The 20045-nt window shown below is 69.7% G+C and carries 17 protein-coding genes; 8 read left to right on the forward strand and 9 right to left on the reverse strand.

Features of this window, described 5'->3' with window-relative positions; translation table 11 throughout:
- The first annotated feature begins 57 nt into the window (after positions 1-57).
- The 3 genes from CFB40_RS26170 to CFB40_RS26180 all read left to right on the forward strand — a co-directional run bounded on the left by CFB40_RS26170 (position 58) and on the right by CFB40_RS26180 (position 2737).
- The gene (locus CFB40_RS26170) at positions 58-852 is read left to right on the forward strand and encodes a YkgJ family cysteine cluster protein (RefSeq protein ID WP_089432818.1); all 795 of its coding nucleotides are present in this window, start codon (positions 58-60) and stop codon (positions 850-852) included.
- A gap of 119 nt (positions 853-971) precedes the next feature.
- The gene (locus CFB40_RS26175) at positions 972-1913 is read left to right on the forward strand and encodes a helix-turn-helix transcriptional regulator (protein ID WP_089433320.1); all 942 of its coding nucleotides are present in this window, start codon (positions 972-974) and stop codon (positions 1911-1913) included.
- A gap of 125 nt (positions 1914-2038) precedes the next feature.
- Positions 2039-2737, forward strand: a complete 699-nt coding sequence (locus CFB40_RS26180; RefSeq protein ID WP_089427313.1) for a fumarylacetoacetate hydrolase family protein — start codon at positions 2039-2041, stop codon at positions 2735-2737.
- Between the two features lie 55 nt (positions 2738-2792).
- Here the strand turns inward: CFB40_RS26180 and CFB40_RS26185 are convergent, their stop codons facing one another.
- From CFB40_RS26185 to pdxR, 4 genes are all read right to left on the reverse strand, one after another.
- Positions 2793-3347, reverse strand: a complete 555-nt coding sequence (locus CFB40_RS26185; protein ID WP_089432819.1) for a DUF4303 domain-containing protein — start codon at positions 3345-3347, stop codon at positions 2793-2795.
- 148 nt (positions 3348-3495) lie between these two features.
- Complete coding sequence (locus tag CFB40_RS26190) at positions 3496-4707, reverse strand: MFS transporter (protein WP_089433321.1); 1212 nt, start codon at positions 4705-4707, stop codon at positions 3496-3498.
- Positions 4708-4934: 227 nt separating this feature from the next.
- The gene (locus tag CFB40_RS26195) at positions 4935-6515 is read right to left on the reverse strand and encodes a trypsin-like peptidase domain-containing protein (protein WP_089432820.1); all 1581 of its coding nucleotides are present in this window, start codon (positions 6513-6515) and stop codon (positions 4935-4937) included.
- 401 nt (positions 6516-6916) lie between these two features.
- Entirely contained in the window at positions 6917-8389 is a 1473-nt protein-coding gene (pdxR, locus tag CFB40_RS26200; RefSeq protein ID WP_089427309.1) for a MocR-like pyridoxine biosynthesis transcription factor PdxR, read from the reverse strand.
- 202 nt (positions 8390-8591) lie between these two features.
- Here pdxR and CFB40_RS26205 point away from each other — a divergent pair, with 202 nt between their 5' ends.
- Entirely contained in the window at positions 8592-9794 is a 1203-nt protein-coding gene (locus CFB40_RS26205; protein WP_089432821.1) for a GNAT family N-acetyltransferase, read from the forward strand.
- Between the two features lie 24 nt (positions 9795-9818).
- Here the strand turns inward: CFB40_RS26205 and CFB40_RS26210 are convergent, their stop codons facing one another.
- Positions 9819-10298 (reverse strand): DUF3331 domain-containing protein, encoded by a 480-nt coding sequence (locus CFB40_RS26210; RefSeq protein ID WP_089427307.1) that lies wholly within the window; start codon positions 10296-10298, stop codon positions 9819-9821.
- Positions 10299-10336: 38 nt separating this feature from the next.
- Positions 10337-11548 carry an MFS transporter gene (locus CFB40_RS26215; protein WP_089432822.1) on the reverse strand — a complete coding sequence of 404 codons (1212 nt, stop codon included), beginning with the start codon at positions 11546-11548 and terminating at the stop codon, positions 10337-10339.
- A 463-nt stretch (positions 11549-12011) separates the two neighbouring features.
- On the opposite strand from CFB40_RS26215, the gene CFB40_RS26225 reads away from it, so the two are divergent.
- The 4 genes from CFB40_RS26225 to CFB40_RS26240 all read left to right on the forward strand — a co-directional run bounded on the left by CFB40_RS26225 (position 12012) and on the right by CFB40_RS26240 (position 17209).
- Positions 12012-13076 (forward strand): 2,3-butanediol dehydrogenase, encoded by a 1065-nt coding sequence (locus CFB40_RS26225; protein WP_089432824.1) that lies wholly within the window; start codon positions 12012-12014, stop codon positions 13074-13076.
- Between the two features lie 443 nt (positions 13077-13519).
- A complete protein-coding gene (locus tag CFB40_RS26230) occupies positions 13520-15457 on the forward strand; it encodes a sensor histidine kinase (RefSeq protein ID WP_089432825.1) in 1938 nt (645 codons plus the stop codon).
- A gap of 154 nt (positions 15458-15611) precedes the next feature.
- Complete coding sequence (locus CFB40_RS26235; protein ID WP_089433322.1) at positions 15612-16268, forward strand: VC0807 family protein; 657 nt, start codon at positions 15612-15614, stop codon at positions 16266-16268.
- A 74-nt stretch (positions 16269-16342) separates the two neighbouring features.
- A complete protein-coding gene (locus CFB40_RS26240) occupies positions 16343-17209 on the forward strand; it encodes a CPBP family intramembrane glutamic endopeptidase (protein WP_089432826.1) in 867 nt (288 codons plus the stop codon).
- Between the two features lie 20 nt (positions 17210-17229).
- Here the strand turns inward: CFB40_RS26240 and CFB40_RS26245 are convergent, their stop codons facing one another.
- The 3 genes from CFB40_RS26245 to CFB40_RS26255 all read right to left on the reverse strand — a co-directional run bounded on the left by CFB40_RS26245 (position 17230) and on the right by CFB40_RS26255 (position 20011).
- Positions 17230-18210, reverse strand: coding sequence for an aldo/keto reductase (locus CFB40_RS26245; RefSeq protein ID WP_089432827.1), 981 nt, complete (start codon positions 18208-18210; stop codon positions 17230-17232).
- Positions 18211-18389: 179 nt separating this feature from the next.
- Positions 18390-19061 (reverse strand): MarC family protein, encoded by a 672-nt coding sequence (locus CFB40_RS26250; RefSeq protein ID WP_046548012.1) that lies wholly within the window; start codon positions 19059-19061, stop codon positions 18390-18392.
- A 149-nt stretch (positions 19062-19210) separates the two neighbouring features.
- On the reverse strand, positions 19211-20011 hold the full coding sequence (locus tag CFB40_RS26255) for an enoyl-CoA hydratase-related protein (RefSeq protein ID WP_089432828.1): 801 nt from the start codon (positions 20009-20011) through the stop codon (positions 19211-19213).
- Positions 20012-20045 lie beyond the last annotated feature (34 nt).

Below are 20045 nucleotides of genomic sequence, written 5' to 3' on the forward strand. Positions count from 1 at the left end.
CACCGCTGCCATGTCGCGACGCGTCGCGACATCCCCGTTATCCGTATCGAATCAAGCATGAACGACACCCCCACCGACCTCGACTTTGCCTGCAACGGCTGCGGCGGGTGCTGCCGCGACCTGCGCATTCCGCTGACGATCGACGAGGCCACCGATTGGCTGCAGCGCGGCGGCCACGTGGAGTTGCTGTGCGACGCGATGCCGTGGCTCGTCGAGCCCGAGCCCGACAACGCGTTCGCCGCGTACAAGCGCGTGCGCTCGAGCGCCGCGCTCAGCGGCTCGCTGCCCGTCCGCATCACGGTCATGCTCACCGCGACCCATGCCGGGCCATGCCCGAACCTCGGCGATGACATGCGCTGCGCGATCTACGACGCGCGGCCGCTCGTGTGCCGGATCTATCCGGCCGAAGTGAATCCGTTCGTGCCGCTGGTGCCGGACGGCAAGCAATGCACGCCCGACGCGTGGCAGCAGGCGCCGTTCGTCCGCGGCGGCACGATCGTCGACGCGGCCACCCGCGAGAACATCGCGCGCTCGCGTGCGGCGAGCGAAGCCGAGACGCCGCTGCGGGCGCGGTTGTGCGCGATGCTGGGGATCGATACGGCGGCGGTGGCCAACGAAGGGTTCGCGGTCCATGCGCCGCCGGCTGCCGCGCTGCTCGCCGCGCTGACGGCTTTGACGGCGCAGCGCGCAGCGGAGTCGGCCCCGGCCAGCGCCGACGCCGCCATCGCCTGGACGCTGGTGTCGAACCGTACGTCGACGCTGGATGCGCTCGTGTCGGTCGGCGCGGCAGCTCAGCGTGCCGGTAGCGCCAACCCGCATGCCAGTTATCTCGGCTTCCATCCGGACGAGTGATCGCCGCGCGGCACGCCGCGAGCGACACCGGGCGAAGCCGTGCGGCCGCACGGATCGCCGCCGCGCCCGGTTCGCTGTACCATCGCGGCTCAACCGCGTCACGAACAGCAGAATCCTTCATGCCCTCCACCGCCCCGCCGCGCCTGTACGGGATGCCCGAACGCAGCGACCGGCTCGACTTCTACATCCGCGACCAGGCGTCGCGCCAGGCGATCACCGAGCCGCACCGGCACGCGTATTTCCAGATCCAGTTCAATCTCGGCGGCGACACCGAGCAGCGAATCGGCGGCGTCACGCGGCCGTTTCCGCGCGGCGCGCTCGCGTTCGTGCTGCCGCACCGCGAGCACCTGATCCCGCATCCGGAAGGCGCGCACTTCATCGTGATCAACTTCAGCCAGGCGTTCCTGCGCGCCGATCTCGACGTCGACCCGCTCGATCTCGAGGACGTGCCCGCGCACCGCTTTCCCGAGCTGACGCCGTTCCGCTTCCAGGAACACCTCGACTTCATCCTGACCGGCGACACCTACGACGAAGCGCGCCGCCTCGCGCTGTGCATGCTCGACACCGATCGCGTGCGCACGTTCGGCTCGACCACGCTGCTGCGCGGCTACCTGCTGCAGCTGATCGGGCTCGTCTGCACGCAGTACGCGGGTGCGCTCGACAAGCTCGCGCAGCGCGGCGCCCAGCGCGCGGGCCGGCGCGACGCGCTCGCGCGCGTGCTGCGCCACGTGCGCGCCAACCTGACCCGCGAGGACCTGACGCTCGCCGCGACCGCCGAGGCCGCGTTCCTGTCGCCCAACTACCTCGCGCACCTGGTCCGCAAGGAAACCGGCAGCACCTTCACCGATCTCGTGACCGAGCGCCGGATCGCGCTCGCGCAGTCGCTGCTGGCCCATACCAGCCGGCGCATCGCCGATATCGCACGCTCGGTCGGCTTCCGCGACGAAGGGTATTTCGCGCGGCGCTTCCGTGCGCGGGTCGGCGTGTCGCCGAAGGCGTACCGCGACGCGAACGCCGCGCCGCCGGACGGCGACGACGCACCGGCGGCGGCCGACGCGTAGTTTTGTCCCGGTAAAACGCAGTTGCGTCGCATCCGGCCGCACGGGCGTCGGGTATCGTTTCACGCATGCCGGCCCGTGCGCCGCACGGGCACCGCATCCGTCTTCCCACTGAACGAGGCCATCCGATGTCCGCTTATGTCATCGACGCTGCCGAGCGTCCTTCCGTCGAAGTCGACCAGTCGTCCGCGCGCTTTCCGGTGCGCCGCGTGTTCTGCGTCGGCCGCAACTACGCCGACCACGCGCGCGAAATGGGTGCCGATCCCGACCGCGAACCGCCGTTCTTCTTCACGAAGCCGGCCGACGCGATCGTCCCGGCCAGCGGCACCGTCGCCTATCCGCCGCTGACGAACGACCTTCATCACGAAATCGAGCTGGTCGTCGCGATCGGCAAGGACGGCCGGTCGATCGACCCGGCCGACGCACTGTCGCACGTGTGGGGCTATGGTGTCGGCGTCGACCTCACGCGCCGCGACCTGCAGGCCGAAGCGAAGAAGCTGAGCCGTCCGTGGGACTGGGCGAAGGGCTTCGACGCATCGGGCCCCGTGACTCCGCTGCGCGCAGCAGCCGCCACCGGCCACCCGGCGACGGGCCGCATCTGGCTCGCGGTCAACGGCGACACGCGCCAGCAAGGCGATCTGGCCGACATGATCTGGGCCGTGCCCGACGTCATCGCGTATGTGTCGCGCTCGGTCGAGCTGAAGGCCGGCGACCTGATCTTCACCGGCACGCCGGCGGGTGTCGGCGCGCTGCAGCCGGGCGATCGCGTCACGGGCGGCGTCGACGGCGTCGCGACGTTCGAATTCGTCGTGGGCGCGAAGCCGTAAACCATAAGCCGACACGCAGCACGCACGGCGGCCGTCTGCGCGGGGCCGCCGTGCGCTATCCCGCTTTCGGTCGGTCGTAGCGGCGCAGGAATGCGTCGGCGACGGCCGGCGGATTCAGCGCCTTCGCCGATTCGTTTTCCAGCGCCTCGGCCGCGTCGTCGTCGCTGATCGACACGAACAGCGTGATCGCCGCCCGGTCGTTGCCCGTGCCGAACAGGCCTTCTCGGTCGAGCAGCCGCAACGCCGCGATCATGTCGGCGTGCAGTTGCCGCGAAAATTCCGGGAATCTCGAGCGGATGAACTGCGGGCTCAGCACGTCATCGGCGAGCTTGCCGCAGATCGCATTGAACGGCGACGCTTCCGCCGCCGCGTACGCCCATTCGGAGAAACCCCACGCATACCACGGGTCGTCGTCCGGGACGGCCTGCTGCTCGCGGATCCGGCGCAGCCCCTCGACCGAATTGGCCGCCGGCACCACCGTCATCGCGCCGCTGTCGGTATACAGCGCGAATGCGTAGAAATGCTCGTCCGGGTGCAGCGCCCGCAGCGCCCTGAATGTCGCTCTCGCGGCGTCGGCAATGTCTCGCTGGAAATCAGAAAAGTCGCTCATCGCATCCTCGTCCAGTCGCCCTTCCCGCGTCGGAGCATGCTCGGCGCGCGGCGGGTTCGTCGTCTCCCGATAATCGATCGATTGTCCGCCAATCGTTCACGGCACGGTAGCGGTGCCAGCCCCCATGTCCGATGCCGCGTGTCTTCGTTCACCGCCCCGCGTCGCGCGCATCGAACACCCGCACGCAGACGGCCGCCGCCAGGGCGATCGCGGCCGACAGCAGCATCATCGCGAGCGGCGCATAGCCCGCGTTGCCGGCTGTCAGCACCGCCCCCGTCAGCGACGAAAGCGCGGCCCCGCCAGCGATCGTCATCGCGCCGGCCAGCCCCGACGCACTCCCCGCCAGTTCCGGGCGCACCGACACTGCGCCTGCATGCGCGCCGGGATTCGTCAGCCCGTTGCCGATGCCGACCAGCACGCACGGCCCGAACCACGCGATCGCCTGCGTCGCGCCACCGAACCTTAGCGCGAGCCCGATCAACGGCCCCGCGCACGCGACCACCCGCCCGCACAGGATCGTCGTGGCCAGCGCGTAGCGGCGCGCGTAACGCGCGGCCAGGAAGCTGCCGCACACGAAGCCGGCCGTGATGGTCCCCATGTAGAAGCCGATCTCCGCCGGCGCGATGCCGAACACCGTTTGCGCGGCGAGCGGCGCACCGGCCAGGAACGCGTAGAACGCGCCGGTCGAAAACGCCATGCAAAGCCCGTAGGCCCAGAAACGGCGCGCGCGGAGCAGCGCCGGATACGCACGAAGCTGCTGCCCGAGGCTCGACGACCGGTTCGCATGGGTTTCGACGAGGTCGAACGCACACCAGACGGACAGCACGATGCCCACCGCGCCGAGCAGCCAGAAGCTCGCGCGCCAGCCCAACGCCTGGTCGAGCGCGCCGCCGAGCGTGGGGCCGAGCATCGGCGCGAACGCGGCCGCCATCGCCGCATAGCCGATCCGGCTCGCGGCGCGCGCACCGCCGCCGGTGTCCCGGATCGTCGCCATCGACACCGGATAGACCGACGTGATCGCCGCCTGCATCAGCCTGCATGCCAGAAACGCCCGAATATCGGTCGCCATCGCGCAGCCGAGCGAGCCGAGCGCGAACACGCCGACGCTCGCCAGTACGACCGGCCGCCGCCCGAACCGGTCCGACAGCGGCCCCATCACGAATTCGAGCAACGCGGCCACCGCCGCGTAACCGCCGAGCGACAGCGCGACGAGCGCATAGTCGGCGCGCAGGTCGCGTGCGATGGCCGGCAGCGACGGCAGGAACAGGCTCAGCGGCAGCACCGAGCACGCACACAGCAGGATCAGCGTCGCGAGTCTCGGCGACGCCCGTTCGGAAGCGATCGGCAGGTTCGATTGCAAGCGGATGCCCTCCGCGCACGTGCCGCACGGCCGTGCGCAATGCAAAAAAAAGCCCCCGAACGAGTCGGGGGCGCATGGGTGCCGGCGCGGTGCCGCTACCGGACCCTGCGCCTGGGTACTACTACGATGATGAATGCTGCGTTCATGCCGGATGGCTCCTGAATGCGTCGCTGACTGCGTGCGAGATGGGACGATGGTAGGCGGACGATGCCGAGCGCGTCAACGCCCTAACGCGCACGCACCGACACGAATTTCCGGGCGTTGTTGCGCTGGATCAGCACCGCGATCACGCTGCCGTTCGCTTCGAGCGTCGGTATGTCATCGGGCGTCTCGAGCAGCGTGTCGTTGAGCTCCAGCACGACATCGCCCGGTTGAATACCGGCCTTGGCTGCCGGGCCGTGCACCGCGTCCACCATCATCCCGACGGCGAGCCCCGTCGAGCGGCGCTCGTTGTCGCTGAGCGCATGCATCGTCAGCCCGAGGCGGTCGCCGCCGTCGGCAGCCGCTGCTCCCGCCGCCGGTCGTGCAGCCGCCTTCGGCGCGGCCATGGCGACAGCAGGGCCGGCGGTGCCGGCGGCCTCGTCGGCGCCCGTGATCGTCAGCATCACCGGCGCGCGGTTGCGGATCAGCCGCAGCGGCGCCTTCTGGCCCGGCGGCAGCGCGGCGGCCAGGTCGTTCAGCTCGGCCGAACGGCCGATCGTCTTGTCGCCCAGCTTCACGATCACGTCGCCGGGCTTCACGCCGGCCGCGGCGGCCGGCGAGCCGGGCGCGACGCCGTTGACGAGCGCGCCCGCCGGCCGCGGCAGCCCGAACGCCGCGGCCAGCCCGATGCCGACATCCTGCACGTCGACGCCGATCGCATTGCCGGACGACGACTCGCCCGGCGCCTGGACCTGCTGCGCTTGCGCCTGCATCTGCTTCTGCAGTTGCGCACGCACCTTTGCGGCAAACGCGATCGGGATCGCGAACGTCGTGCTCGCGTAGCGGTCGGTGCCCGTGTAGACCTGCACTGCGATGCCGATCACGTCGCCGGCCCGATTGAAGACGGGGCCACCGGAGTTGTCGGGGTTCGGCGCGATGTCGGTTTCGAAGAACGGAAACGCGCTGCCGTCCGGCAGCCGGTGCGACGTCGCGCTGACGATGCCGGCCGTAACCGTGTTGCCCGATCCGTCCGGCGCGCCGATCGTCATCACCGGCTCGCCCGCGCGGACCTTCGACGAATCGCCGACGCGCACGAACGGCAGCTTCGTTGCGTTGACACGCAGCACGGCGACATCGCTTTGCGGATCGACGGCCAGCACGGTCGCCTTGAATTCGCGGCGGTCGGTGAGCCGCACCGTCACGTCGGTCGCATCGTCGACCACGTGGGCGGACGTGAGGATCACGCCGTCGGCGCTGACGATGAAACCCGAGCCGCTGCCCGATACCGCGCGCGGCGCGGTGTCGGGTGCCGGCGCCTGCTGGCCTGGCGCCTGCGGGCCCTGCGCGGGCGGCGGTGCGTCACGCCGGAAGAACGCCGCGAGCGGATCGTCGGGATCGAGGGTCGTGAACGACGGGCCGCTCGCCTGCTGGTCGGGTGCGGCGGTCATGACGGTCACGACGGCCGGGCCGTAGCGGTCGACGATCGCCGGAAAATCGACCGGCATCGCGTAAGGCGCGACAGCCGGCCGTTGCTTCATCGGATGCGGCGTGACGGGCGGCGAGAGGGTTCCGGCAAGGACGGCCGGCGGGGCCGGCAAACAGCCGGCAAACACGCCCCCGATCAACGCGGTGCGAAGCACGGCGCGAGCAAGCGTCTGGCGAACCACGGTGCACCTCCCCCGGGAGTCACGGCGCCGACATGCGCGAGACGCGCAGGCGCTCGACAAGGCCCGGTACACCCATCCATTTATAGTCCACGCGGCCTGTTCGACCATACGAATCGAAACCCGAATGCCGGGCGGCGCGGCAAGCGCGGAGCCGCGACGGTGGCCGTTTCGAACAAAGTGTGCGGTTCGTCAATCCGCACAAGTCCGATTGTCATCCGTCGCACCAGCGCACGCGGCTTCCGTAGCGAAGGCAGCCAGACGAACGACGGTCATCACCGATCCAGTTCGTCCATTCATGACTCGATTCTCCCGTCGGGATCCCAAAGCGAAATCGAAATCGATACAGACGCGGAAATCACCGGCGACGGGTGCCGTATCCCGCGCGCCCGGCCGCCCCCACATCACTCCCCACCCACCCGCTCCGCGATCGCCGACAACATCCGCAACATCGGCTCGAACGCGTCGGCCGACGTATTGCCGAAACCGAGCACGAGCCCGTTACCCGCCGATCCCGCATCGATCGAAAAACCCGACAGCGGAAACGGCCCGATGCCGTGCGCACGCGCCGCGTCGACGATCGCGCGATCGCGGTAGCGCGCCGGCAGCCGCAGCGCGAGATGCAGCCCGCACGGGCCGCCCTCGATCTGATGCGGCACGCTCAGGTTGCCGTCGAGCGCGGCGAGCAGCAACCGCCGCCGGTCGCGGTACAGCCGGCGCATGCGGCCGAGATGGCGGCCGTACTCGCCCGTCTCGATGAAATCGGCCAGCGCGAGCTGCACGTGGCGCGTCCCGCCGCGCAGCATCTCCGGCAGGACCGGCCGCACCGCCGCCAGCAGCGCGTCGGGCAGCACGAGAAAACCGATCCGCAGCGCCGGAAACATCGTCTTGCTGAACGAGCCGAGATAGACGACGGGCGAATCGGGCGCGAGCCCGTGCATCGCGCCGATCGGCTCACCGGTGTGACGGAATTCGCTGTCGTAGTCGTCCTCGATGATCCACGCGCGATGCCGGCGCGCTGCATCGATCAGCGCGAGCCGGCGCGAGATCGACAGCACGGCGCCGGTCGGGAACTGGTTCGACGGCGTCGTGTAGACGAGGCGCGGCGTCCGCTCGCGCCAGTCGTCCTCGTCGGTGCGCAGCCCTTCCGCGTCGACCGGCATCGGCACGACGTCGAGGTCGGCCGCCTGCATCGCGGTGCGCGCGCCGCGATAGCCGGGCTCCTCGACCCACACCGTATCGCCCGGGTTCGTCAGCAACTGCGCGCACAGCGCGATCGCGCCCTGTGCGCCTTCCGTGATCACGATCTGCTCGGGATCGCAGCGCACGCCGCGCGTCACGGCCAGGTGGCGCGCGATCGATTCGCGCAGCGCGGGCTCGCCGAGCGGGTCGCCATAGCCGAGCAGGTCGCGGCCGGCGCGGCGCAGCGCGCGGTCGATCGCGTGGCGCCATGCGTCCGCCGGGAAATGCGTCAGCGCGGGCACGCCCGGCCGGAAGCCCTCCGATTCGCCGGCGCCGATGCGGCTCGGGCGAATCCGGCCGAGCCGCTGCGCGACGGCCGGCGGCGCGGCACGCCGGCGCGGCGGCGCCGGCCGTGACAACCCGACCACGCGCGTACCGCGGCGGTCCGACTGCAGGAAGCCTTCGGCGACGAGCTGCTCGTAGACGGCCGCCGTGGTGTTGCGCGACACGCCGAGCGTCTCGGCCAGCGCGCGCGTGCCGGGCAGCCGCGTGCCGGCCGGCATCGCACCGCCGAGAATCGCGTCGCGCACGCGGCGCAGCAACTGGCGCTGCAGCGAAGGCGCGCCCGGCGTGCGCGCCAGCGGCGCGTCGAGCGGCAGCAACGGCGCGTCGCCGGAAGGAAGGACAGTCGTCATCGGAACATCGCAGCGTGAAAATGTCGGAACGTGGCGCACGGCTAGTGGCGCACGGCTGGTGAAGGACGGCTCGCGATTCGCGCCCCATCAATCGTGGCACCATAAATTTGCCGATCTCTGGCGCTTCTCATGGTACCTCGCCGCGACTACGATCGTCTGCATGCCGGCATGTCGCCGGCCGCCAACCGAAGCGAGATCGACCTTGTCCACGCTCACCAACGCTTTCCAGCAACCCATCGGCCACCCCGTTCCCGACTGGTCCGCGCGCCCGCGCCCGGAGCGCATCGTGCTCGAAGGCCGCTACTGCCGGCTCGAACCGCTCGACGCCGAGCGCCACGCGGCCGACCTGCACGCCGCCTACTCGCAGGCGCCGGACGGCAGCGACTGGACCTATCTCGCACACGGCCCGTACGCCGACGAAGCGAGCTACCGCGAGTACGCGCGTACCGCGCAGGCGAGCCCGGATCCGCTGCACTACACGGTGATCGACCGCGCCACCGGCCGCGCGGTCGGCACGCTCGCGCTGATGCGCATCGATCCGGCCAACGGCGTGATCGAGGTCGGCTCCGTCACGTTCTCGCCGCTGCTCAAGCGCACGCCCGTTTCGACCGAAGCGCAGTTCCTGCTGATGAAGTACGCGTTCGACACGCTCGGCTACCGGCGTTACGAATGGAAGTGCGACGACCTGAACCTCCCGTCGCGCAAGGCCGCCGCCCGGCTCGGCTTCCGCTACGAAGGCACGTTCCGGCAGGCGATCATCTACCGCGGCCGCAATCGCGACACCGCGTGGTTCTCGATCATCGACGGCGAATGGCCGGATGTGCGCGCCGCATTCGACGCGTGGCTCGCCCCGGAAAACTTCGACGCGCAGGGCGAGCAGCGCCGGTCGCTCACCGCGATCCGCCACGCGCAGGCAAGCGCGCGCGACGCGGCCAGCCGCGCGAACGACGCAACGCGCGTCACGGTGCGCCCGCTCGTCGCCGCCGACGAAGCCGCGTGGCGCCCGCTGTGGCAGGGTTATCAGAAGTTCTACGACACCGCGCTGAGCGACGCGGTGTTCGCAACGACGTGGGCCCGCCTGATGGATCCGGCCGAGCCGATGTTCGTGCTCGGCGCATTCGACGCCTCGGGGGCGCTGGTCGGGATCGTGCATGCGATCTACCACCGCTCGTGCTGGACCGAAGGGCCGTACTGCTACCTGCAGGACCTGTACACCGCACCCGACGCACGCGGGCAAGGCGCAGGCGGCGCGCTGATCGAGGCCGTGTACGAACATGCCCGCGAAGCCGGCGCGAGCCGTGTGTACTGGCTCACCCACGAAACCAACACGACGGCACGCGCGCTGTACGACAAGCTCGCGAACAACGCCGGCTTCATCCAGTACCGGCACGAAGTGAAGAAGTAACGCGGCGTCGCAGCCGGCCGGCGTTCAACGGGAAACGTCGGCCGGCTCGCGCGCGTCGTCGCCCTCCGGGGCGGCGTCACCTGCCAGGCCGGCCGCACCCGGCACCGCCGCCGGGCAGATCATCTCGTCGCCGTTGGCCGGCACGGGCCGCCGCACCGGCCGGAACACCGGCTCGCCCGGCTCGATCGGTTGCCCCGAGATCGCGCAGCGGCCCGGCTGCAACGCGACGCGCAAGCGCCAGCGCTGCTCGCCGTAATGGCACCGGCCGCTCTCGACCCAGCGGATCAGCAACGCGTGGTCGTCGGCCTCCAGCACCGTGACGAACAGTTGCGGGCGCAACGGCGAGACGGCCGCCGCGGCGTGGTCGGGACCCGGCGCCCGGCCGATCGTCCCGAGCGGATGCGCGACGCCGCCACGTGGCGGCATCGCATCGTCTTCGACCCATGCCGGCGCATCGCACGGCGGGTCTGCTTCGCAAATCAGGCTTTCCATGGTGTTGAGCATGCTTGACGGATTTCCGTGCAGGTTGAACGGCGCCGCGCTCAGCGCCGGCCCGTTGGTTCGCGCAGCAGCGACAGGCCGATCGCCGCGCCGGTGACCGCGGCCGCGAGCATCAGCCCGATGCCGCCCGACCAGCCGAATGCGCCGACGATCGAGCCGATCGCGAGCGGCCCGATCACCTGCCCGAGATAGTTGCCCTGCACGACCCAGCCGATGCTGAGCGGCGCCAGCGACGGCGTCGGCGCGGAGCCCGGCGCACACGCGAGGATCGTCGCGGGCAGCATCCCCGCGATCGCCGAAAACGCAAAACCCAGCGCCACCGCGAGCGGCGCCGGCGTGGCCGCGCTGAAGAGCCCCGCGCCGGCCGCGCCGATCGCGACCGACGTCGCGGCCATCACGATCCCGGGCCGTGCGCCGCGCGACAACAGCCAGCCGGCCGTCAGGTTGCCGATCACGCACGCGACGACGATCGCCGCGCTGATCAACCCCGCGGCGCCGACCGCGACGCCGAGGCGCTGCATCAGGAACACCGGCAGGAACGTCATCGCCGCGAAGAACTGCACGTTGTAGGTGGCGAACCCCAGCGCCAGCAGCGTGGTCGAGCGCGACGCGAGTACGTCGCGCAGCGCGGGCCCGACGCGCGGGGCGCCGGCCTGCCGCGACGGCGCATCCGCCGACGTCGTGACGGGCACCGCAGCCGCCGCGACGAGCGTCAGCGCCGCGGCCGCGAGCCAGCCGTTGCGCCAGCCGCCGAGCAGCGGCCCGACCAGCATCGACAGCGCCATGCCGACCGGCATGAACGTGCTCCACAGGCCAAATACGAGATTGCGCCGCTCGGGCGGCGTCACGCGATTCAGCACGGCCGGCGCGGCAACCACCACGATCACGAAACCGAGCCCTTCGACGAAACGCGTGGCCAGCAACAGCGTGAAGCTGCCGGCCCATGCGCCGGCGACACTCGACAGGCCGAGGATCACGAGGCCCGCGATCAGCAGCAGCCGGTCGCCCCGGCGTCGCACCAGCAGGCCGGCTGCCATGCCGCCGAACACGCCGACGAACGGAAACACCGACATGATCCCGCTCAGCGACGCGAGCGAGCCGCCGAATTCGTGCTGGAGCGACGGCAACGCGATCGTCGCCTTGCCGACGTGCAGCGCCGACACGATGCTCGCCAGCACGACGTTCGCGACGGCGGCCCGGTAGCTGCGCGACGGCAGCGTGGCGGCATCGGCCGCGACAGGCGATTCGGTCATCTCCCCCTCCGTTGAAACGGCTGCGTGCAACGGGATGCGTCACGCGTCCGCGATCGGGCTGGCGCACATGATACAAATTGAAGTTAACTTCAAGTAAAGGGGTAATGTGCGCAACGATCCGTTCCGCCGATCGCGGCAATGGATCGGCGTGGCAACGTGCGTCTCGCGATTCGTCTCATTGCGCTGAGACGAACGTCCCAGCGTCTCACCCGGCCGGAGTTTTTGCTTCCGCAGCAAATTTCACCCCTGCTTCCGTCAAATCATTCCCTGTCAACGAGCCGGTAAATGGTGCATCGCATCGTTCCCATCCCGTCCGGCGCCCCCACTCGAGCTGGCCCCGTTCCTGCATACCGGTCGTTCGCGCACTCGCGCGACGGGCGCACCGGCAGCCACGCCTCGCGCCCGACGACAACCTGATGGAGACAGCAACGTGAGTACACCGGCAACGACCACCGCCCCGAGCATGAAAGCCGCCGTCTGGCACGGCCGACACGACATCCGCGTCGAACAGGTTCCCGTTCCCGAGCGCCCGCCGGCAGGCTGGGTGACGATTCGCGTGCATTGGTGCGGGATCTGCGGCTCCGACCTGCACGAATACGTCGCGGGCCCGGTCTTCATCCCGGTCGACGCGCCGCATCCGCTGACGGGCCTGAAGGGCCAGTGCATCCTCGGCCACGAGTTCAGCGGCGAGATCGCCGAACTCGGTGCGGGCGTGACGGGCTACGCGGTCGGCGACCGCGTGACGGCCGACGCCTGCCAGCATTGCGGCACCTGCTGGTATTGCAAGCATGGGCTGTACAACATCTGCGAGAACCTCGCGTTCACCGGGCTGATGAACAACGGCGCATTCGCCGAATACGTGAACGTGCCGGCCGAGTTGCTGTACAAGCTGCCCGACGACTTCCCGACCGAGGCCGGCGCGCTGATCGAACCGCTCGCGGTCGGGCTGCATGCGGTGAAGAAGGCCGGCAACATCGTCGGGCAGACCGTCGTCGTGGTCGGCGCGGGCACGATCGGCCTGTGCACGATCATGTGCGCGAAGGCCGCGGGCGCCGGGCGCGTGATCGCGCTGGAAATGTCGGCCGCGCGCAAGCAGAAGGCGCTGGAGGTCGGCGCGAGCGTGGTCATCGATCCGAAGACGTCCGACGCGATCACGGAAGTCAAGGCGCTGACCGGCGGCTACGGCGCCGACGTGTCGTTCGAGTGCATCGGCCACACCACCACCGCGAAGCTCGCGATCGACGTGATCCGCAAGGCCGGCAAGTCGGTGATGGTCGGCATCTTCGAGGAGCCGGCGCCGTTCAACTTCTTCGACATCGTGTCGACCGAGAAGGAAGTGATCGGCTCGCTCGCGTACAACGGCGAATTCGCGGACGTGATCCGCTTCATCGCGGACGGCCGCATCGACGTGCAGCCGCTCATCACCGGGCGCATCGCGCTCGGCGACATCGTCTCGCATGGCTTCGAGGAACTGGTCAACCACAAGGACCGGAACGTGAAGATCATCGTCCAGCCCGCCCTCACCTGACCGCACGCGGGCCGCGGCAGCGATTCGCGCCGCGGCACGCGGGCTGCAAGCGTCACCCTGGAGCGTCGCCCGTGCGCAGGCGGCGCGCCTGCCAGCCATTCCCTTCCAGCGCCCCCTCCTTGCCGCCTTCGTCCGTCGCGAACTTCGTGCCGCGCTTCGTTCGAACATGACGACCAGAAACATTCGCAATCCAAACCATCCGTCGTAATGCGCCGCTGGTTCGATGCGCGCTCAGGGTTTCTCCGGATCAAGCGCGATTCGTCCGATGTCGACAGGACACTGACGCAAGGTGATCCTGTGCAAGGCACGATCCGGCCTCCCTGCCGGGATCGTTGCCGCCCCCTTGAAGGCGGCCCCCGCCCCCCACAAAACCTTACGGTGTCACGGCGCCGACAGGCCGAGAATACGGGCCCACCCGGGATAGCTTGCAAACATGGTGTGTCATGAATCGTTCATTCTCGTTTAGCCGGGAACGCGCATATAACATTCGATCGCTGACGATCCAGCAGAAGACCCATATCGGCTTCGCACTCGTCACCACGCTGCTGGCCTTGCTGTGCGGCACGATCATCTGGGGGAGTGTCCGGCAATACCGGCAGGAGAATGCCGACCTGCAGAGCTTCGAATTCGTCCGCGGCGCGATGAGCGCCGCCAATGTGATCTCGGCCGAACGCGGCCCGACGAACGACCTGCTGGTGCGCCCGCAGGACGACGGCGCGATCGAGATCCGCCACCTGTTCGCCGCGCGCGTGCGTTCCGACCAGGCGCTCGACCATTTTCGCGGCGGCATCGCGCAAGCGACCGTGCTCGACGATCGCGAACGCAGCAACCTGCTGCATGCACTCGACTCGGTCCGGATCACGCTCGCCGATGCGCGTATGGAAGTCGATGCACTCGGCATGCGGCCGCGCGCGACACGCGGCGTTCACGATATCCAGCACGCGCAGGCGCGCCTGTTCCGGATCGTCGACACGCTGTCGCTGCTGATCGACGGCGCCATGACCGACACCGCGATGGGCGACCCGCGCACCTCGGGTGCGATCCTGCTCGCGCGGCTCCTCGGCGATCTTCGCGAATACGCGGGCCGCACGGGCTCGCTGCTCATTGCGCCGATGTTCGCGCGGCAGGCGCTCGAGCGCACGCAGTTCGCGGACATCATGCGGATGCGCGGCCGCATCGAGCAATTGCGCGCGCTGATCGACGGCTCGATCGGCGCTCAGCTCGACGACCCTGACGTGGCGCGCGAATACGCGCAGCTCAACGGGGCCTTCGACGCGCACATCCTGCCGCTCGTCGACGCGGCCGTCGCCGGCGGCAAGAACGGCGTCTATGCGATGAGTGCGGCCGACTTTTCCCGCGCGATCGTGCCGCATTTCCGGCCGAGCGAGCGGCTGCGCGACCACGTGATCGACCTGGCCCGGCGTCGCGCGATCGGCGGCCGGAACACCGCCCGGATCAAGGTCGCGTTGTCGGCGTTCGCCACGACACTGTGCGTCGCGATCCTGGCCTCGCTCGCGCGCGGCGTGCAGCGACTGCTGTCGAAGCCGCTCGATGCGCTCGGCCGCCGGATCGTCGCGCTCAGCGATGGCGATACGTCGCACGTCGCGATGCCGCGCGGCATCGGGCCCGAGATCACGCAGATCCACGACGCGCTGGAAACCTTGCGCCACGCGACCGTCCGCCGCGACATGCTCGAGCGCCAGCGCAACGACATGCTGACGCTGTTCTCGCACGACATGCGCGCCCCGCTGACCTCGCTGATCATCCTGATCGACACGCAGGCGCGACGATCGGGCGACGTGCAGATGAAGCAGCAGTTCGCGAGAATCGGCAAGCTGGCGCGGCACACGCTGGCGCTGGCCGACGGCTTCGCGCAGCTCTCGCGTGCGGAGGCCAGCGACTACGAGCGCGTGCCGGTCAACCTCGCCGACCTGATGAACGAGGCACGCGACGCGGTGTGGCCGCTCGCGCACCGGAAATCCATGTCGATCGAGGACGTGCCGCGGCGCGACGACACGATCGTGCTGGGCGACCCGGCACTGCTGTCGCGCGCGCTGATCAACCTGCTGGACAACGCCATCAAGTACAGCGCGTCGCTGACGAGCGTCGAATGCAGGGTCGAGCCGGGCGCCGACGGCAGGACCGTGCGCTGCACGATCCGCGACAGCGGGTGCGGGATCAGCAGCGCGGACCAGACGCGGCTGTTCGAGCGTTACCGGCGCTTCCGCACCGCCGGCCAGCCGGAAACCAGCGGCGTCGGGCTCGGCATGGCGTTCGTCAAGACCGTCGTCGAGCGGCACGAAGGCACGATCCACGTGCACAGCGTCATGCTGCAGGGCACCACGGTCACGATCACGCTGCCGGCCGCGGGGCTTCCATGACGATGGCATCGGCACCGGCGCCGGCGGCACGCGGCCGACACGGCACCGCAGCCCGGCCCGATTCTTCGATATACTCAATCGAACCCTTTTCGGGGCAACCGCGGGCCACCACGCCCTTTGCAGGTTCGCCCCAACCTGCGTGGAATTGCTCACCGTGAAACCGCGAGCCGGACTGATCCTCGAACTCTTCGTCAACCTGGTGCTGCCCTGGATTGCCTACCGGGCCGCGCAGCCGTCTTTCGGCGAAACCGGCGCACTGTACGCGTCGGCGGTCCCGCCGATCGTCTGGTCGATCGTCGAATTCATCCGCTCGCGCCGCGTCGATGCGGTGGCGGCCATCGTGCTGCTGGGCATCGCGCTGTCGATCCTCGGGATGGCGCTCGGCGGCAGCGCGCGCACGCTGCTGATGCGCGAATCGCTCGCGTCGGGCACGATCGGCGTCGTGTTCCTGCTGTCGCTGTTCCGCGAACGCCCGCTGATCTTCTACCTGGCCCGCGCCACGGTGGCCCGCGAGATGGATGGCGGCGCCGCGCATTTCGAAGCCGTCTGGGAAGCGCAGCCGGGGCTGCGGCAGATGCTCCGGCGGATGACCTTCGTGTGGGGCGCGTTCATGACGCTGGAAATGCTGCTGCGCCTCTGGATGGTCGTGACCTGGCCGGTCGAACGCGTGCTGGTCGTGTCGCCGATCATGGGCTACACCGTGTTCGGCTGTCTGCTGCTGTGGACGTTCTGGTACCGGCGGCGGATGCGCGAGCGCAACAGCGTCCACGTCCCGGGCCGCGACAGCGTCACCGAAACCGCCGGCCGCTGACCGCTCTCCACCGGCATCGCAAGCCGGCTGCTGTATGATGCGCGGCGTCTCGTCCGACGAATGCCGCTCCTGTCATGTCCCTTTCGCTCCTTCCGTCCGCCACGATCTGGCTCGCGCTGTTCGCGGCCGCCGCGTTCGCGTGGCATCGCCCGCAGCACGGCCTGAGCGTCGGCCTCGCCGCGCTCGGCTATGCGTGCGCGCTGGCGTTCGGCAAGCTCGGGCCGCTCGCGCTGGCCCCGCTCGCGTTGCTGGGCGCGGCAGCCTGGGGCGTGATGCCCGAGCGCCCACGCGCGGTGCGCATCGCCGCGCACGTCGTCTTTGCCGCCGTCGCGATCGCGCTCAGCCTGCACCTGATTCCCGGCTTCCACAATCCGCGCGTGATCGGCCCGACGCGCTTCACGCCGGATGCCGTGCCGTTCACGATGTACCTGAATCTCGACAAGCCGCTCGTCGGCTTGTGGCTGGTATGGGTGCTGCCGTGGGTCGCCCCCGACGTCCCGCTGTCGCGCGCGCTGCGCACCGGCGCGGTGGCGGCCGTCGCAACGGCGGCCGCGTGCCTGGCCGGCGCGCTCGCGATCGGGATGGTCGGCTGGGCGCCCAAGTGGCCGCCGTCGGGCTGGCTGTGGCTCGTGAACAACCTGCTGATCGTGACGCTCACCGAGGAAGCGCTGTTCCGCGGCTACGTGCAGGGCGGACTGACGCGCGCGCTACGCGCGTTCGCATGGGGGCCGTGGGCCGCGCTCGCGATCGGCGCGGTGCTGTTCGGCGCCGCGCATGCGGCCGGCGGCTGGCAATGGATCGTGCTCGGCACGGTGGCCGGCGTCGGCTACGGCCTCGCCTGGCGGCGCGGCGGGCTGCTCGCGTCCGCGCTCGCGCATGCGGGGCTGAACGTCGTCCACTTCGGCCTGTTCACCTACCCGATGCTCGACGCCGCGCGCTGACGGGCGCGCGGCGCCGCCGCTCAGCTGATCCCGGCGACCGCGTGCGGCACGTACGGGCGTTCGAGCGTCGCGATCTCGTCGTCGGTCAGTTTCAGTTCGAGCGCGGCCAGTGCGTCGTCCAGCTGTTGCGGCTTCGAAATGCCGACGATCGGCGCGGTGACCCCGCGCTTCTGCGCGACCCAAGCGAGTGCGACCTGCGCACGCGGCACGTTGCGTGCGGCCGCGATCGTCGCCACGGCATCGACGACCGCCTTGTCCGACTCCGCCGTCGCATCGTAAAGCCGCTGGCCGACCGCGTCGCTCTGCTGCCGCTCGGTCGACTCGTCCCAGTTGCGCGTCAGGCGGCCGCGCGCGAGCGGGCTCCACGGAATCACCGCGATCCCTTCGTCTTCGCACAGCGGCAGCATTTCCCGCTCCTCTTCCCGATACAGCAGGTTCAGGTGGTTCTGCATGCTGACGAAGCGGGTCCAGCCGTGCTGCTTCGACGTGTGCAGCGCCTTCGCGAACTGCCACGCGAACATCGACGACGCGCCGATATAGCGCGCCTTGCCGGCCCTCACGACGTCGTGCAGCGCCTCGAGCGTCTCCTCGAGCGGCGTGCCGTCGTCCCAGCGGTGAATCTGGTAGAGATCGACATAGTCGGTGCCGAGCCGCTTCAGGCTCTGGTCGATGTCGGTCATGATCGCCTTGCGCGACAGCCCCGCGCCGTTCGGCCCGGGCCGCATCCGGTAGAACACCTTGGTCGCGATCACGATATCGTCGCGTTTCGCGAAATCGCGCAGCGCGCGGCCGACGATCTCCTCCGACGTGCCGTCGGAATACATGTTCGCGGTATCGAAGAAGTTGATGCCGGCTTCGACCGCCCGCTGGATGATCGGACGGCTCTGCGCTTCCGGCAGCGTCCACGGATGCGTGCCGCGTAACGGTTCGCCGAACGTCATGCAACCCAGCACCAGCTTCGACACGTCCAGCCCTGTCGATCCGAATTTCACGTATTCCATTGCACGCCTCGCCATTGAAGTTGAGCTGACGGCCGGATGCGCGCCACGCATCCGCCGGACCGTCGCATGGTATCCCGGGCGGCAAAAATGCGTGCGGTGTCGCCGCAAGGTGCGAAGGAAGTGCTCGCGAGCGCGAGGGCGCGCGCCGCAGCACGTGCGCAGCGGCGCGGGGCGCTTGCTTACTTGGCCTGGTCGGCGATCGGCTGCAGGAACGCGGAAAAACCGGTCAGCATGATCTGCACGCCGATGCACAGCAGCAGGAACGCCGACACGCGCTTCGCGACCTTGGTGCCTTCGCTGCCGAGGTAGCGCGACAGCAGCGCGGAGCGGCTGTAGACCTGCCAGATCACGATCGCCACCAGCACCGAGACGGCGATCGACACGATGCTCGACAGCGCGAACTCCGACAGCTTGTGCGTGCGGTTCGCGTTCAGCGCGATCGCGGTCGCGATCGAGCCGGGGCCGACCGTCAACGGCATGGTCAGCGGGAAGAATGCGCGCGTCATGATCGCGTTCGCGTCGATCGGCTTGACCGGCGTGTCGCCGCCGCCCGGCCCGTCGGGCTCGTTCAGCATCTGCCAGCCGGCCACCGCAACCGCGAAGCCGCCGCCGATCCGCAGCGCTTCCATCGAGATCCCGAAGAAATGCAGCACCGGCGTGCCGGCGAAGAACGCGACCATCAGCACGACGAACGCGTTGAACGCGACCTTCCTCGCGAGCAGATCGCGTTCTTGCTCGGTGAGCGCCTCGGTCCGTTCGAGAAACAGGAACGCGATGCCGATCGGGTTGATGATGCCGATCAGGCCGGTGAAGCCGAACAGGATCTCGGAGATAAGGCGGTTGACGATCATCGGATGAAGAATCGGTCGGGGCTGGGCCGGCAGCGCGCCGGAGGTCACGCATTGTAGAGCAAGCGCCCGCGCCCGAGCCGCAAAATTCGGCCGGGCCCGCTGCACCGCCGAGCGCCGCCGTTTCGCCCTGGTTTCCCCTCGGTTTCCCGTTACTCGGCGCCCGCCTCCCAGGCTGGCGGCCGCTTCGCGAAGAACGCGGCGAAGCCTTCCTTCGCTTCCGGCGTCGCCCGCACGCGGGAGATCGTCTGCGCGGTGAACGCCGCGCGCTCGTCCGACGGCGGATACTCGCCGATTGCGTCGAAGAAGCGCTTGATCTCCATCAGCGCGTTCGGGCCGTTGCGGCCGAGTTCGGCGAGCGTCCGGTCGAGTGCTTCGTCGAGCGCATCGAGCGGCACGGCCTGGTGGATCAGGCCGATCGCGACCGCTTCGCCCGCGGCGAGCTGGGTCGCCGTCAGCGCGAGGCGGCGCGCCTGGCGCTGGCCGACCGCCTCGACCAGATACGGGCCGATCACGGCCGGCAGGATCCCGAAGCGGGCCTCGCTGACCGAGAAGCGCGCGTGATCGCTCGCGATCACGATGTCGCACGCCGCGCACAGGCCGACGCCGCCACCGAACGCATGGCCCTGCACGCGCGCCACCGTCGGTTTCGGGCATTGCCGGATCGCGCGCATCATCGCGGCGAACCGCTCCGCATCGCGCAGGTTCGCGGCCGCATCGTTCGCGCTCGCGCGCTGCATCCACTGCAGGTCGGCGCCCGCGCAGAACGCGCGGCCCTCCGAGCGCAGCACGATCGCGCGCACGTCGTCACGCCGGCCGAGCGTGGCGAACGCGTCGGTCAGTTCGGCGATCACCGTCTCGTCGAATGCGTTGAGCACGTCGCCGCGCTGCAGCGCGACGGTTGCGATGCCGCGCGCATCGACCGTGACGGCCAGGGTCTTCAATCCATCCATCGAACAGGTTTCCTCGGGTTGAACGGCAAACAGG

Origin of the sequence: Burkholderia sp. AU31652 (assembly GCF_002223155.1) — a bacterium.
In the GTDB taxonomy this organism is placed as follows: domain Bacteria; phylum Pseudomonadota; class Gammaproteobacteria; order Burkholderiales; family Burkholderiaceae; genus Burkholderia.

What these genes read in the sequence shown, in the direction of transcription:
- CFB40_RS26175 (WP_089433320.1), top strand. Translation starts at nt 972, where the DNA reads ATGCCCTCCACCGCCCCGCCGCGCCTGTACGGGATGCCCGAACGCAGC.
- CFB40_RS26180 (WP_089427313.1), top strand. Translation starts at nt 2,039, where the DNA reads ATGTCCGCTTATGTCATCGACGCTGCCGAGCGTCCTTCCGTCGAAGTC.
- CFB40_RS26255 (WP_089432828.1), bottom strand. Translation starts at nt 20,011, where the DNA reads ATGGATGGATTGAAGACCCTGGCCGTCACGGTCGATGCGCGCGGCATC.
- CFB40_RS26245 (WP_089432827.1), bottom strand. Translation starts at nt 18,210, where the DNA reads ATGGAATACGTGAAATTCGGATCGACAGGGCTGGACGTGTCGAAGCTG.
- CFB40_RS26225 (WP_089432824.1), top strand. Translation starts at nt 12,012, where the DNA reads ATGAAAGCCGCCGTCTGGCACGGCCGACACGACATCCGCGTCGAACAG.
- CFB40_RS26170 (WP_089432818.1), top strand. Translation starts at nt 58, where the DNA reads ATGAACGACACCCCCACCGACCTCGACTTTGCCTGCAACGGCTGCGGC.
- CFB40_RS26250 (WP_046548012.1), bottom strand. Translation starts at nt 19,061, where the DNA reads ATGATCGTCAACCGCCTTATCTCCGAGATCCTGTTCGGCTTCACCGGC.
- CFB40_RS26215 (WP_089432822.1), bottom strand. Translation starts at nt 11,548, where the DNA reads ATGACCGAATCGCCTGTCGCGGCCGATGCCGCCACGCTGCCGTCGCGC.
- CFB40_RS26185 (WP_089432819.1), bottom strand. Translation starts at nt 3,347, where the DNA reads ATGAGCGACTTTTCTGATTTCCAGCGAGACATTGCCGACGCCGCGAGA.
- CFB40_RS26230 (WP_089432825.1), top strand. Translation starts at nt 13,520, where the DNA reads ATGAATCGTTCATTCTCGTTTAGCCGGGAACGCGCATATAACATTCGA.
- CFB40_RS26240 (WP_089432826.1), top strand. Translation starts at nt 16,343, where the DNA reads ATGTCCCTTTCGCTCCTTCCGTCCGCCACGATCTGGCTCGCGCTGTTC.
- CFB40_RS26210 (WP_089427307.1), bottom strand. Translation starts at nt 10,298, where the DNA reads ATGCTCAACACCATGGAAAGCCTGATTTGCGAAGCAGACCCGCCGTGC.
- pdxR (WP_089427309.1), bottom strand. Translation starts at nt 8,389, where the DNA reads ATGACGACTGTCCTTCCTTCCGGCGACGCGCCGTTGCTGCCGCTCGAC.